The 13930-nt window shown below is 68.2% G+C and carries 10 protein-coding genes and 1 pseudogene; 6 read left to right on the top strand and 5 right to left on the bottom strand.

Features of this window, described 5'->3' with window-relative positions; translation table 11 throughout:
• Positions 1-138: 138 nt before the first annotated feature.
• Positions 139-345, top strand: coding sequence for a hypothetical protein (locus tag NS1_RS39530; protein WP_056824023.1), 207 nt, complete (start codon positions 139-141; stop codon positions 343-345).
• 60 nt (positions 346-405) lie between these two features.
• Here the strand turns inward: NS1_RS39530 and NS1_RS31765 are convergent, their stop codons facing one another.
• Together NS1_RS31765 and NS1_RS31760 are read right to left on the bottom strand one after the other, a co-directional pair.
• Positions 406-1353, bottom strand: coding sequence for a DNA-3-methyladenine glycosylase family protein (locus NS1_RS31765; RefSeq protein WP_062990487.1), 948 nt, complete (start codon positions 1351-1353; stop codon positions 406-408).
• 27 nt (positions 1354-1380) lie between these two features.
• On the bottom strand, positions 1381-4173 hold the full coding sequence (locus NS1_RS31760; RefSeq protein ID WP_062990555.1) for an FAD-binding and (Fe-S)-binding domain-containing protein: 2793 nt from the start codon (positions 4171-4173) through the stop codon (positions 1381-1383).
• Positions 4174-4412: 239 nt separating this feature from the next.
• On the opposite strand from NS1_RS31760, the gene NS1_RS31755 reads away from it, so the two are divergent.
• Entirely contained in the window at positions 4413-6296 is a 1884-nt protein-coding gene (locus tag NS1_RS31755) for an ABC transporter ATP-binding protein (protein WP_056824029.1), read from the top strand.
• A 21-nt stretch (positions 6297-6317) separates the two neighbouring features.
• On the opposite strand, the gene NS1_RS31750 is transcribed toward NS1_RS31755, so the two are convergent.
• Positions 6318-7313: an acrylyl-CoA reductase family protein gene (locus NS1_RS31750; RefSeq protein ID WP_062990485.1), complete on the bottom strand. Its 996-nt coding sequence runs from the start codon at positions 7311-7313 to the stop codon at positions 6318-6320.
• Between the two features lie 51 nt (positions 7314-7364).
• Positions 7365-8432, bottom strand: coding sequence for a DNA polymerase IV (locus tag NS1_RS31745; RefSeq protein ID WP_062990553.1), 1068 nt, complete (start codon positions 8430-8432; stop codon positions 7365-7367).
• A 104-nt stretch (positions 8433-8536) separates the two neighbouring features.
• On the opposite strand from NS1_RS31745, the pseudogene NS1_RS31740 reads away from it, so the two are divergent.
• Positions 8537-8944: pseudogene (locus NS1_RS31740) on the top strand (PaaI family thioesterase); the annotation flags it as partial.
• A 243-nt stretch (positions 8945-9187) separates the two neighbouring features.
• Here NS1_RS31740 and lon read toward each other — a convergent pair.
• Positions 9188-11629, bottom strand: coding sequence for an endopeptidase La (gene lon / locus NS1_RS31735; RefSeq protein ID WP_062990482.1), 2442 nt, complete (start codon positions 11627-11629; stop codon positions 9188-9190).
• Positions 11630-11825: 196 nt separating this feature from the next.
• On the opposite strand from lon, the gene NS1_RS31730 reads away from it, so the two are divergent.
• Genes NS1_RS31730 through NS1_RS31720 form a run of 3 tightly spaced genes read left to right on the top strand, consistent with a single transcriptional unit; the run spans position 11826 to position 13917 of the window.
• Positions 11826-12323 (top strand): pyridoxamine 5'-phosphate oxidase family protein, encoded by a 498-nt coding sequence (locus tag NS1_RS31730; protein WP_056824069.1) that lies wholly within the window; start codon positions 11826-11828, stop codon positions 12321-12323.
• 50 nt (positions 12324-12373) lie between these two features.
• Positions 12374-12781 carry a YciI family protein gene (locus NS1_RS31725; RefSeq protein WP_056824071.1) on the top strand — a complete coding sequence of 136 codons (408 nt, stop codon included), beginning with the start codon at positions 12374-12376 and terminating at the stop codon, positions 12779-12781.
• Positions 12778-13917 carry an RNA polymerase sigma factor gene (locus NS1_RS31720; protein WP_056824074.1) on the top strand — a complete coding sequence of 380 codons (1140 nt, stop codon included), beginning with the start codon at positions 12778-12780 and terminating at the stop codon, positions 13915-13917. Before NS1_RS31725 ends, NS1_RS31720 begins: the two co-directional genes overlap by 4 nt.
• The last annotated feature ends 13 nt before the right edge of the window (positions 13918-13930 follow it).

The following is a 13930-nucleotide window of genomic DNA, read 5'->3' as shown; positions in this document are numbered from 1 at the left end:
CCGCGGTGACGGTGGAATTCGTCCACTGTGGGGAATCCTGCACTCCCCCTTGGATCTTGTGCTGGGAATTCGTGCTAAATCTAGCCGATCGGGCGTGTACTCACCGTTAGCCGGGTATTTGCGTGCTGTGCTTGGGCCATGCAATTGAGCGAAGTGAACATGCGCGTCGCCACAGCACTGCTGAGTTGCTCCACCGATCCGGGTCCGATGGAGCCCGAACAAGCCCATGCCGCAATGCAATTGCACCTCGACTGCACTGTCGAAGAGTGCCGAGTGCGCAGGCGGGCGCGCAATACCCTCGTCGAAGCCGGCCGCTGCGTACTGGACGCGCGCGCTACGCGCTAGTGGTGGCCCACATCAGGGGTGGCCCGGCTCAGTGTTGACCCAACGCAGCAGAGGCCCAACTCAGTGGTGGCGATGGTCGGTGAGCGGGTCGCGCGGGCCGAACTTCGGTTTGCGTGCCTGCCCGCTCAGTCCCAGCAGTCGCACCGCGCGGTAGCGATGCGGTTGTAGCGGTCGCAGGTATTCGACCATCGCGTCGTCGTCGATCGGGTGGCCGAGCAAGCTCCAGCCGACGACGGCGGCGAGGTGGTAGTCACCGACCGAGAGGGCATCGGCATCGCCGAAGGCGCGTTGCGCGGTCTCGGCCACCGTCCATACCCCGATGCCGGGCAGGCTGCGCAAACGTCGCGCGGCCTCGACCGGGTCGAGGGTGGCGGTGCGTTCGATCGAGTCGGCGACTCTGGCGGCGCGAACGATGGTCTGTGCGCGCTGCGGACCGACATTGGCCCGGTGGTATTTCCACGACGGGATCAGCCGCCAGGTCTCGGCGTCCGGCGCCACCATCAGGCCGGTCGGCGCGGGGCCGGGTGCCTTCGTCCCGAACTCGCGAACCAGGGTGCGCCACGCCGCGAACGAGGACTTCGTGTGCACCTTCTGTTCGAGGACGGCCGGGATCAGCGACTCCATCACCAGGCCGGTCTTCAGCATGCGCAGGCCCGGGACCGTGCGATGGGCTTCCACCAGCTTGGGATGTTCCGGAGTGAAGTCGTCGAGGTCTTCCTCGAGGCAGAGCATGCGGTCGAGGCCGGCCAGGAATTCCTCGGCGCCGGGGCCCCAGGCGCGGGCGGTGGCGCCGTCGCGGCCGTCCTGGGTCAGGCGGTAGGTCACCACACCGGTGGGCAGTCGTGAGGCGTGCCAGTGGGAGCCGTCGGGGCCGACGTGGTGACAGGGGTCGCCGCCCCCGCGGCGCAGTGGTGCCACGGTGATGCCGACGTCGAAGGGCCTGCTCGACCGGACGGTCCTGGACAGCCCGGCCGAAGCCAGGTCCTGGTCCAGGGTCTGATCACGCATCCGACCATTGTGCGCCTGTGATCGGGGTCAACCGATAGCCGGTCCGGTCGAGCAATCGAGCAGGTACCTGGCCAGATGCAGGCCGGGGGTGTGCGCGAGTTGGTCGGCTTGGGTTCGGCACGAGAAGCCGTCGGCCAGGAAGACGGCGTTCGGTGGCGCGTTTCTCAGCGCCGGGAGCAGAGTGTTCTCGGCGACCGCCACCGAGACGTCGTAGTGGCCGTTCTGCATGCCGAAGTTGCCCGCCAGGCCGCAGCACCCGGCCAGTTCCTGGACGGTGACGCCCATCGCGGCCAGGATTCGGCGTTCGGCGTCGAAGCCGCCGACGGCGTGCTGGTGACAGTGCGGTTGGACCACGACGGTGTCCCGCGGCCGCCGGGGTGGTTGCCAGGCGGGGTGCGCGAGGAGGAATTCGGCAAGGGTTCGGACGGCGGCGGCGACCTGTTTCGCTCGTGGATCGTCGGGGAGTAGTTCGGGGAGGTCGGCACGCAGGGTCGCGGTGCAGGAGGGTTCGAGGCCGATGATCAGGCCACCCGCCGCCGCGTGATCGGCCAGTGCGTCGAGGGTGGCGCGCAATCGGGTGCGGGCGCCGTCGAGTTGGCCGGTGCTGATCCAGGTGAGGCCGCAGCACACGCGCGCTTCGGGGATGCGGACGCGGTAGCCGAGTTGTTCGATCAGTTGTCTGGCGGCTATCGCGTTCTCGGGGTCGAAACTGTCGGTGAAGGTGTCGATCCACAGCATGACTTCGGTAGCCGCCGATTCGTCGGCACCGGCGCGTTCCTTGTCGTCGGACCAGCGGCGCCGCAATGACTTCGGGGCGAGTCGTGGCGCTTCTCGCCGGGGATCGATGCCGGCCAGTCGCATGCCCGCACGACGGAGGCGGGGGAGGGCGGCGACAGCATTGGCGAAGCGTGGGAAGTGCTGGGCGATGGCGAGCCAGCGGGGGAGTCGGCCGAGGACATAGTGATCCAGGGGGCGTAGGCGTCCTCGGTAGCGGCGATACAGTGCCTCGGATTTGTAGGTGGCCATGTCGACGCCCGCGGGGCAGTCGGAGGCACAGGCCTTACAGGACAGGCAGAGGTCGAGGGACTCTTCGACTGCCGGTGCGCGCCAGTCGAGTTCGCCGCGGACCACTTCCTGGAGCACTCTGGCCCGCGCCCGCGTGGTGTCCTTCTCGTCAGCGGTGGCCAGATACGAGGGGCACATGAAGCCGCCGGAACCTCCGGTGTCCGCGCGGCACTTGCCGATTCCTACACATCTGTGCACAGCTGTGGATAGATCGCCGGAGTCTGTGGACAGGGCGAAGCCGAGTGCTGGAACCGGCGTGAGCGCGACTACTCGCAGGTCGGCGTCGACGGGTTTCGGGGCGACGAGGACACCGGGGTTGAGGATGTCGTCGGGGTCGAACAGGGACTTGAAGCCCGCGAAGGCCGCGCGGGCGACCGGTGAGTACATGACTTCCAGCAGTTCGGATCTGGCGCGGCCGTCGCCGTGTTCGCCCGACAGCGATCCGCCGTGTCGCACCACGAGTTCGGCGGCGTCGAAGAGGAAGGTCCGGAATCGGCGGGGGGCGTCGGCGATCGGGAAGTCGAGGCGGACGTGGATGCAGCCGTCGCCGATATGTCCATATAGCAGGCCGCTCACGTCGTATTCGGCGGTGAGCGTGGCGAATTCGCGCAGGTATGCGCCTAGATTCTCCGGCGGGACAGCGGCATCCTCCCAACCGGGCCACGCCGGATTCCCCTCGGGAGTTCTCCCGGCCAGACCGGCCCCGTCGGCACGGATACGCCAGAGTGCCGCTGTGGCAGCGGGATCGGTGACGATCCGGTGGTCGTCGGCATTGCTCACCGCGCACAGTCGCTGGGCCGTAGCCAAGGCCTCCGCCGCGCTCGCTCCCGCGGTTTCGACGAACAGCCAGCCGCGACCTCGCGGCAACTCGGGCACCGTCCCCCGATGCGCGCGGACCACATCGACGAGTCCGGCATCGATACCCTCCACCGCGATCGGCGCGCATCCGGTCACCGCGGCGATATCGTCCGCGGCCGAGGCGATATCGGGATAGCCGAGCACGGTGAGCACGGTCGCGGCGGGCACCGGCGTGAGTGCGACCTCCGCTTCCAGGAGTAGTCCACAGGTTCCTTCGGAGCCGACGAACGCCTTCGCCGCCGACGAACCACGTTCCGGCAGCAGATGTTCCAGACCGTAGCCGGATGCCTGACGATCGAACCGTCCCAGTTCGGTGCGCAGCACAGCCAGGTTCGCGGTGGTGAACTTCGCCAAGCCCGGCACCGCCGTCAAGTCCCCGCCTAGCGTTCTTCGCGCCCCCGTGCCATCGAGAATGCGCAGCTCATGCACGGTATCGGAGGTGCGCCCCCAGGCCAGCGCGTGCGGTCCGCAGGCATTGTTGCCGATCATTCCGCCGAGCGTGCAGCGGTCCTGCGTCGACGGATCCGGCCCGAACCGCAACCCGTGCTGCCGCAGCCGTCGTTGCAGATCCGACAGCACCACCCCCGGCTGCACTCTCGCCGTTCGCGCCTCGACGTCGACCGCGCGCACCGCGTTCATGTGCCTGCTGAAATCCAGCACGATGCCGGGTCCGATGGCATTGCCCGCGACCGAGGTGCCCGCGCCGCGAGCGGTAATCGAGAGCCCGTTCTCGCGCGCGAAGTCCACCGCGGCGGCGACGTCGTCCTCGGCGCGCGCGAACACCACCATGACCGGGCGGACGCGGTAGTTCGAGGCGTCGGACGAATACTCGACGCGCCTGCGCACCGACGCGTCGACCGTGCAGTCGACCCGCGTGCGCAGGGCATCGGCCAGCATTTCCGCGCTCCGGTCGTCGTCCACCCGACCAGCCTATTCGGCTCGCCGGGCTGTGGTTCCGTGCTCGGCCGTCGGGGGCGTGACGGGCCGGTTCCAAATGGCCGAGGGGCGATTCGGGGGCCGGTTTCGCTCTGCGCGCAATCCGGCGCCGACGGAAAGTATTTGCTGTCAACCTTTGTTGAGGTTTTAGTGTCAGAGGGCAGGAGTTCAATGGGTGGGGAGCCTCGAGGAGAGTGGCAGTGAGTATCGAATCAGTGGCCTACAGCCAGATGTACCGACGCGTGAACGCGCCGGAGGAAAAGCGCCCGTTCAGCATGGTGACGGCGCGGCGGATCGTGCGGTTCGCTGAGCATCATCGGCGGCGGATCGGCGGGTTCCTGCTGCTCAGCGTGGTGGCCGCGGTGCTCGGGGTGGCTACCCCGGTGCTGGCGGGCCACGTTGTCAACGGGATCGTCGACGGTTCGGCGCCACGAACGGTGGTGCTGCTGGCGCTCGCTATCGCGGGGTTGGCGATCCTCGACGCTGGGCTCGGTATCGCTATCCGCTGGCTGTCGGCCCGGATCGGCGAGGGTCTGATCCTGGATCTGCGTACCGCGGTGTTCGATCACGTGCAGAAGATGCCGGTCGCGTTCTTCACCCGGACCCGTACCGGCGCGCTGGTGAGCCGGCTGAACAGCGATGTGATCGGCGCGCAGCGGGCCTTCAGTGACACCCTCTCCGGCGTCGTCACCAACCTGGTCACCCTGGTGCTCACCCTCGCCGTCATGCTCAGCATCTCCTGGCAGATCACCCTGCTCGCGCTCGTGCTGCTGCCCGTCTTCGTCATCCCGGCCCGGCGCGCCGGCGACAAGCTCGCCGGCATGCAGCGTGAAGCCGCCCAGCTCAACGCCGCCATGAGCACCCAGATGACCGAGCGTTTCTCCGCACCCGGCGCCACCCTGGTGAAGCTGTTCGGCAGGCCGAACCAGGAGTCGTCGGAGTTCGCGGAGCGCGCCACCCGGGTGCGCGACATCGGTGTGCGCACCGCCATGCTGCAGACCACCTTCGTCACCTCGCTCACGCTGGTCTCCGCGCTCGCGCTCGCCCTGGTCTACGGCCTCGGCGGCTGGTACGCGCTGACGGGCAGCCTCGACGCGGGCTCGGTCGTCGCACTCTCGCTGCTGCTCACCCGCCTCTACACCCCGCTCACCGCGCTGGCCAGCGCTCGCCTGGAGATCATGTCGGCGCTGGTGAGTTTCGAGCGCGTCTTCGAGGTGCTCGATCTGAAGCCGCTGATCGAGGACGCCCCGCACGCCACCCCGGTGCCCGACGGCCCGGTCGCGGTGGAACTGGACGCGGTGAACTTCGGTTACCCGTCGGCCGACAAGGTCTCGCTCGCTTCACTGGAAGACGTCGCGACCTTGGACAGCCGTGGCGGCGTCGAGGTGCTGCACGAGGTGTCGCTGCGCGCCGAACCCGGCCAGCTCATCGCCTTGGTCGGCTCCTCCGGCGCGGGCAAATCCACGATCGCCCAGCTGGTTTCACGTCTCTACGATGTCGACTCCGGCGCGGTCCGGCTCAACGGCTCCGACGTGCGCGATCTGACCACCGAATCCATCCAGCGCACCGTCGGCCTGGTCACCCAGGACGGCCACCTCTTCCACGACACCATCCGCGCGAACCTCCTACTCGCCCGGCCGGAAGCCACCGAGGAACAGCTGTGGGACGCCCTCGATCGCGCCCGCCTGCGCGACCTGGTCGACTCACTGTCCGACGGTCTGGACACCGTGGTCGGCGAGCGTGGCTACCGCCTCTCCGGCGGCGAACGCCAACGCCTCACCATCGCCCGCCTGCTCCTCAAGCAACCACGGGTGGTGATCCTCGACGAGGCGACCGCCTCCCTCGACTCCACCTCCGAAGCAGCCGTTCAGGAGGCTCTCACCGAGGCCCTGATCGGCCGCACCGCCCTGGTCATCGCGCACCGTCTCTCCACGATCCGCGCCGCCGACCAGATCCTGGTCCTCGAAGACGGCCGCATCGTCGAACGAGGCACCCACGCCACCCTGCTCAACGCCGACGGCCGCTACGCCGAGCTCTACCGAACCCAGTTCGCCGACGACCCGGTGGCCCCGGCCGTCGTCTGAGCGCGCGGCTGGTCCGAAATCTCAGAACTCGTTGGCTACGCCGATCACGGTGCGGCCGGAGTGGGTACCGTCCTTGATCGACTGCAGGACGGTACCCACTCCGGTGATCGGAGTGAAGGACTCGATCGTCGAAAGGTGCTGCGGGCGAAGCTGTTTGCCCAGCGCGGCCCACAGGGCGCGGCGCTTCTCGATCGGCAACTGGACCGAGTCGATGCCGAGCAGGCTGACACCGCGCAGGATGAAGGGGAGCACGGTGGTGGGAAGTTCGGCGCCGCCGGTGAGACCGCTCGCCGCGACCGCGCCGCCGTAGCCGATGGCGCTGAGAACGTGGGCGAGCGAGGCGCCGCCGACGCTGTCGACCGCCGACGCCCAGTTGGCCTTGTTGAGCGGGCGCGGCTTGGCGTCGGGGTCGAGGGGGAGTCGGCCGATCACCTCGTTGGCGCCGAGTTCGGCGAGCAGGTCGCTCGCGTCGGTCTTGCCGGTGGAGGCGATGACCTCGAAGCCGAGGCCGGAGAGGATGTCGATGGCGACGGTGCCTACACCGCCGGTCGCGCCGGTGACCAGGACGGCGCCGTCGTCGGGAGTGAGTCCGTGGTCGAGCAGGGCCTGCACGCTCATGGCGGCGGTGAAGCCCGCGGTGCCGATGGTGGCGGCGTCACGGGTGTCGAGGCCATCGAGCTTCACCACCCACTCGGCAGGCACCCTGGTGTATTCGGCGAAGCCGCCGTTGCGGGAAACGCCCAGTTCGTAGCCATGCGCGATCACCTGATCGCCGGGGGCGAAGTCATCGGTGTCCGAGGAGACCACCTCGCCGGTGAGGTCGATGCCCGGCACGATCGGATAGTTGCGAACCACCCCGCCGCGCGGCGTGATCGCCAGCAGATCCTTGTAATTCGCGCTCGAGTAATGGACCTTGATCGTCACGTCGCCGACGCCGAGGAAGTCGTCCCCCACCGTTTCGCGGGCGAGCACGATCCCACCGTCGGATTCACGGGCAACCATCGCTGAGAACTCCATCGCCCGAGCATACGAGTTCGCAGCCCCGATATGGAGGGCCCGTGACCGAGGTCAGGGTGGAAGTAGTTCCAGGCGGACGCCGAGGAGGCGGACGGGGCGGTCCAGGTCGAAGCGGGCGATTATGGCGAGGGCGGTGTCGACGATGGTGGGGATGTCGTCGGTGGGGGTGGGGAGTTTTTGTTGTTTGCTGCGGGTGTAGAAGGTTTTGGTGCGGACGGTGACCGAGACTCGGGTGCTCGTTCGGTGGTGTTCGCGCATTTCCTCGGCGACTTCGGTGGCCAGGCGGGCTACCTCGCGGTGGATTTCCTCGGGTTCGGTGAGGTCGTGGGGGAAGGTTTCGGACTTGCTGCGGCCTACCGGGATTCGTGGGGTCGTCGAGAGTTCGGTGTCGCCCTTGCCGTGGCCGAGGACCCAGAGGTAGGGGCCGGTGCTCGGGCCGAATTCGGCGGCCAGGCGGGCGCGGTCGGCGGACATGAGGTCGGCGACCGTGGTGATGTCGAGGTCGGCCATGCGTTTGGCCATGCGGGCGCCGACGCCCCAGAGTGCGTCGGTGGGGCGGTGGCCCATGAGTTCGGTCCAGTTGGCGGCGGTCAGTTCGAAGATGCCCGCAGCGGCGCCCTCGTCGTGTTCGGGTTCGGCGGAGGTCTTGCCGGTGGATTTGGCGAAGCCGGTGGCGAGTTTCGCGGTGAGCTTGTTGTCGCCGATGCCGACCGCGCAGGTGAGTCCGAGTTCGATGATGGCGGTGCGGATTTCGGCGGCGAGCTGCCATGGATCGGCATCGGTGGCGACGAAGGCTTCGTCCATGCCCCAGACCTCGACGGCACCGGCCACCTGGCCGAGTGTCGCCATGATCTCCTCGGAGGCCACCTCGTAGGCGGCCATGTCGACCGGCAGGAAAACGCCCTCGGGGCACTTGCGTTGCGCCATCTTCAGCGCCATCCCAGCACGCACGCCGAAGGCCCTTGCGGAATAGGAAGCGCAGGTCACGACCTTGCGGGGCTGATCTGGATCGCCCTCACCACCGACGATGACGGGCTGACCGCGCAACTCAGGGCGACGCCGGAATTCCACCGCCGCCTGGAATTGGTCGAGATCGACATGCAGGAGCCACCGGGGCACGGTTCTGTCATACCCCATGGCACCGACAATCCGGCGTAACCGGGCGTGGCAATATCCGTAGCGCGCCAACCGATCACGACTGAGCTCGAAGAACGGAACACCCGATGCCGACCGAAGCCACCACCCTCGACCTCGACCTGGCGCGCCAGGTGCTCGCCGCGCAGCCTTTCGCCCGTCTGGTCGGCACCGAGCTCACCGAATTCGGTGATGGCGCGGCCACTCTCGTCATCGATATCCAGCCCGAACACGGTCAGCAGTTCGGCTTCGTGCACGGCGGGGTGCTCGCCTACGCCGCCGACAACGCCCTCACCTTCGCCGCGGGTACCGTCCTGGGCCCCAACGTCCTCACCGGCGGCTTCACCATCACCTACCTGCGCCCCGCCCAGGGCGAACGCCTGCGGGTGCACGCCACCGTCCTCGGCGCCACCCGCCGCCAGGCCGTCACCCACTGCGACGTGTACGCCGAAACCGAGGGTGAGGAACCCATCCTCTGCGCGGTCGCCCAGGGCACCACCCGCCGCGTCGAAAAGGACCTCGCCCCCTCCGCCGAGGAGGACGTCGAATTCGACGACGATGTCGAATTCGACGACGATGTCGAGTTCGACGACGACCAGGACAACTACGACACCGACCAACTGGCAGTGGTCATCGTCGACGGCCCGGTACTGCCGCCGACCGTGAGCCGCTAGTGGGGCTGCGGATACGACGAACGGGCCGCGCGCAGATGACTGCGCACGGCCCGTCGGCGGTTCGGATCAGGCGCTGACGGCGAAGGTCTTGCCGTCGGCGGCAGGTTCGGCGATGGGTTCGATGGCGTAGGCCAGGATGTCTGCCACGTCGGCGACGGGGCGGACGTCGAGTGCGGCCAGGACCTCGGCCGGGACCTCGTCGAGGTCCGGTTCGTTGCGGGCGGGGATGAAGACGGTCTTCAACCCGGCTCGCTGGGCGGCGAGGAGCTTCTGTTTCACGCCGCCGATGGGCAGGACGCTGCCGTTGAGGGTGACCTCGCCGGTCATCCCCACATCGCCGCGGACCGGGCGGCCGAGGGCCAGCGACACCAGGGCGGTGACCATGGTGACGCCCGCCGACGGGCCGTCCTTCGGGACAGCGCCCGCGGGGAAGTGGATGTGGATATTGCGGTCGAGAACCTTGGGTTCGATGCCGATTTCCTCCAGGTGCGAGCGCACGTAGGTGAGGGCGATCTGCGCGGACTCCTTCATGACATCGCCGAGTTGGCCGGTGAGCGTGAGGGAGCGTTCGCCCTCGGCGCCGTTGGCCTCGATGTAGAGCACATCGCCGCCGGCACCGGTCACCGCGAGGCCCGTCGCCACACCGGGGACCGAGGTACGTTCCATCGAATCCGGGGTGAAGCGGGGGCGGCCGAGGTAGTCGGTCAGGTTGTCGATGTCTACGACCAGCGACGTCACCGCTCCCGCCGGCCGCGCACCGGATTCGAGGTCGATGACATTGTCGTAGCCGAGCGTCGGGTCGTAACCGAGCGCGGCTTCGTCCTCGCGACCGGCTGCGTCACCGGTGACGAGGCGAGTCGCCGCCTTGCGCAGGGCTTTTGCCACCAAACGCTCCATCTGACGAACACCTGCCTCGCGGGTGTAGTTCGCCGCGATCTCGCGCAACGCCGCGTCGGTGATCGACACCTCCTGCGCGGTCAGCGCATTGCGCTCCAGCTGGCGGGGGACCAGGAAGTCGCGGGCGATGGCCACCTTGTCGGCCTCGGTGTAACCGTCGACGGTGATGAGCTCCATGCGGTCCAGCAGGGGACCGGGGATGGTGTCCATGACATTGGCCGTCGCGATGAACAGGACATTCGACAGGTCGAGGTCCAGGTCCAGGTAGTGGTCGCGGAAGGTGTGGTTCTGCGCGGGGTCGAGGACCTCGAGCAGGGCCGCCGCCGGATCACCACGGAAGTCGGAGCCGACCTTGTCGATCTCGTCCAGCAGGACAACGGGATTCATCGACCCCGCCTCCTTCACCGCACGCACGATCCGGCCGGGCAGCGCGCCGACGTAGGTGCGGCGGTGGCCACGGATCTCGGCTTCGTCGCGCACGCCGCCGAGGGCGACGCGAACGAACTTGCGGCCGAGAGCCTTTGCGACCGACTCACCCAGCGAGGTCTTACCGACGCCGGGCGGACCGACCAGCACGAGCACCGCGCCGGAGCCACGTCCACCGACGACCTCGAGACCACGAGCGGCCCGCCGCGAACGCACCGCCAGGTACTCGACCATGCGGTCCTTGACCTCTTCGAGGCCGTGGTGATCGGCGTCGAGTACCGCGCGGGCGGCCGAAACATCGGTGCTGTCTTCGGTTTTCACCGTCCACGGCAGTTCGAGCACGGTGTCGAGCCAGGTACGGATCCAGCCCGATTCCGGGCTCTGGTCGCTGGCGCGCTCCAACCGGCCGACCTCGCGCAGCGCCTCGGCGCGCACGTTCTCGGGCAGGTCGGCGTTCTCGACGCGGGTGCGGTAGTCGTCGGCGCCGTCGGGTTCGTCCTCGCCTAGTTCCTTGCGGATGGCGTTGAGCTGCTGGCGCAGCAGGAATTCGCGCTGGCTCTTCTCCATGCCGTCGCGAACGTCTTCGGAGATCTTGTCGGTGACCTCGACCTCGGCGATGTGGTCTCTGATCCAGTCGATCTGCTTGGTCAGCCGCACGGCGACATCGGGGGTCTCGAGCAGCTCGCGCTTCTGGTCATCGGACAGGTACGGCGCGTAGCCCGCGGTGTCGGCGATGGCTTCGGCGTCGGCCAACTGGTTGACGATGTCGATGATCTGCCAGGCCTCACGCCGCTGGAGCACGGCGACTACCAGCTTCTTGTACTCGGCGGCCAGCGCGATGGTGTGCTCGTCGGGCTCGACCGCCTCGACGAGTTCGGCCTCGACCCACAGCGCGGCGCCCGGCCCGGTGACCCCGTGCCCGATCCGCGCCCTGCGCTCGGCCTTCAACACGGCCGCGGGCGCGCCGCCGCGCATCCGGCCGACCTGTTCGATGGTGGCGACGACGCCGTAGGACGCGTACCCCTCGTCCAGACGCGGTGCGACCAGCACCGAGCCGGTTTTTGCGGCCTGCGCCGCGTCGATGGCGGCCTGCGCGGATTCGTCCAGTTCGATGGGCACGACCATGCCCGGCAGCACGATCGGATCGGTCAGGAACAGCACCGGCAGGTTCTGAGCTGAAGTCATGTCGACCCTTCCAAGTTGAGCTTTGCTGACTCAACATGGACCCCCGGTGGTTTGTTCCTGCAGGTGGCGCCGTTCACTCACGGCGAAAAAGTTCTCCGAAATTCTTTCGTCGGGGATGTCGAGAACGCGCGGGCGGCTCCGTCCCAGGGGTACGAGCAGCCGAACGGGCCTCGACGACATCGAAGGAGCGACCGCCATGGAACAGCACGAGATCACCGAGATCCTGAACCGCCCGCACAGCCAGGAACTGCTGGCCCGCGACCTGCTCCGCATGGCCTACGTCGCCAAGGACGGCACGCCGCGCAATGTCCCGGTCGGTTTCGCCTGGAACGGCGCGGAGATCGTCGTCTGCACGTCGACGAACGCACCGAAGCTGCCTTCCCTGCGCCACAACCCCGCGGTCGCGCTGACGATCGACACCGAGGTGCACCCGCCGAAGATGCTGCTGATCCGCGGGCGGGCGGAGTTGGATGTGGTGCACGGCATCCCGGCGGAATACCTGGAGATGAACGGCAGCTACGAGATGACCGCCGAGCAGCGCGTCGTGTGGGAGGCCGAGGTCCATTCGCTCTACGAGGGCATGGTCCGGATCGTCATCACGCCGACCTGGGTCAAGCTCATCGACTTCGAGACCACCCTGCCGTCCGCTGTCGAGGAACTCATCCAGCAGCGGGCCGAACGTCAGAACGCCTGAAACCGACCTGTCCCGGCCAGAATGGGCCGAAACGAATCGAGGAGAACATCATGGCCAAGTACCTGCTGCTCAAGCACTACCGCGGCGCTCCCGCCTCGGTGAACGACGTGCCGATGGATCGGTGGACGCCGGAGGAAGTGACCGCGCACGTGCGATACATGGAGGATTTCGCCGCACGGCTGCGATCGACCGGCGAATACGTCGACAGTCAGGCGCTGACCACGCAGGGCACCTTCGTCCGCTCCGACGGCGAGGGACGCCCGCCGGTCACCGACGGGCCGTTCGCGGAGACCAAGGACCTGATCGCGGGCTGGATGATCATCGACGTCGACACCTATGACCGGGCCCTCGAACTGGCCGGTGAGCTGTCGGCGGCGCCGGGCGCGGGCGGGAAGCCGGTCCAGGAGTGGCTCGAACTGCGGCCGTTCTACGCGGAATTGCCCACGGTGACCGAATGAACGAAGCGCTGGTGCGCGCGCTCGTCCCCGCGGTGATCGGGATCCTCGTCCGACGCGGGGCCGAGTTCGCCGCGGCCGAGGACGCGGTACAGGAGGCGCTGATCCGGGCGCTGGAAACCTGGCCCGACGATCCACCGCGCGATGCGAAAGGCTGGCTCGTCGCCGTCGCATGGCGAAAGTTCATCGATGCGACACGGGCCGAAACATCACGGCGGGGTCGGGAATTCGTGGTGGATGCCGAGCCCGAGGCCGGGCCGGTGCCCGCCACGGACGACACATTGTGGCTGTATTTCCTGTGCGCGCACCCTTCGCTGTCTCCCGGCTCGGCCGTCGCGTTGACCCTGCGCGCGGTCGGCGGCCTGACGACCCGACAGATCGCGACGGCATACCTGGTTCCGGAAGCGACTATGGCGCAACGGATCAGCCGGGCGAAGAAGCGGATCACCGGCTTACCGCTCGACCGTCCCAGCGATCCGGCGACCGTGCTGCGCGTGCTCTACCTCGTCTTCAACGAGGGCTACAGCGGCGACGTCGATCTGGCGGCCGAAGCCATCCGACTCACCCGCCAGCTCGCCGCCTCGACCGACGAACCCGAGGTCTCGGGACTGCTCGCGCTGATGCTGCTGCACCACGCTCGCCGTGCCTCACGCACCGAGGGCGCCCGTCTGGTGCCGCTCGCGGAGCAGAACCGAACACACTGGGACACAAGACTTATCGCCGAAGGGGTGACCATTCTGCAGGCCGCCTTGGCCCGTGACCGGCTGGGCGAATACCAAGCCCAAGCCGCGATCGCCGCTCTGCACGCGGACGCCCCGAGCACCGCCGAAACGGACTGGGTACAGATCGTGGAGTGGTACGACGAACTGCTGCTTCTCACCGACAGCCCGGTGGTGCGCCTGAACCGCGCGGTCGCGCTCGGCGAGGCCGACGGACCCCGAGCGGGCCTGGCCGCACTGGCCGACCTGGACCCAGAACTGCCGCGCTACACCGCATCCCGTGCCTACCTGCTCGAACGGGCGGGCGACCTCGCGCAGGCCGCCACCCTGTATTCCGAGGCCGCACACGCCGCCACCACCGTGCCCGAGCGCGACCACCTCACCCACGAGGCGGCCCGGGTACGGCAGCTGCTGTCCTGAGTCGCCTTCGGCG

It is taken from the genome of Nocardia salmonicida NBRC 13393 (assembly GCF_001613085.1).
Lineage (GTDB): Bacteria > Actinomycetota > Actinomycetes > Mycobacteriales > Mycobacteriaceae > Nocardia > Nocardia salmonicida.
This window is presented reverse-complemented; position numbering and strand designations above follow the sequence as displayed.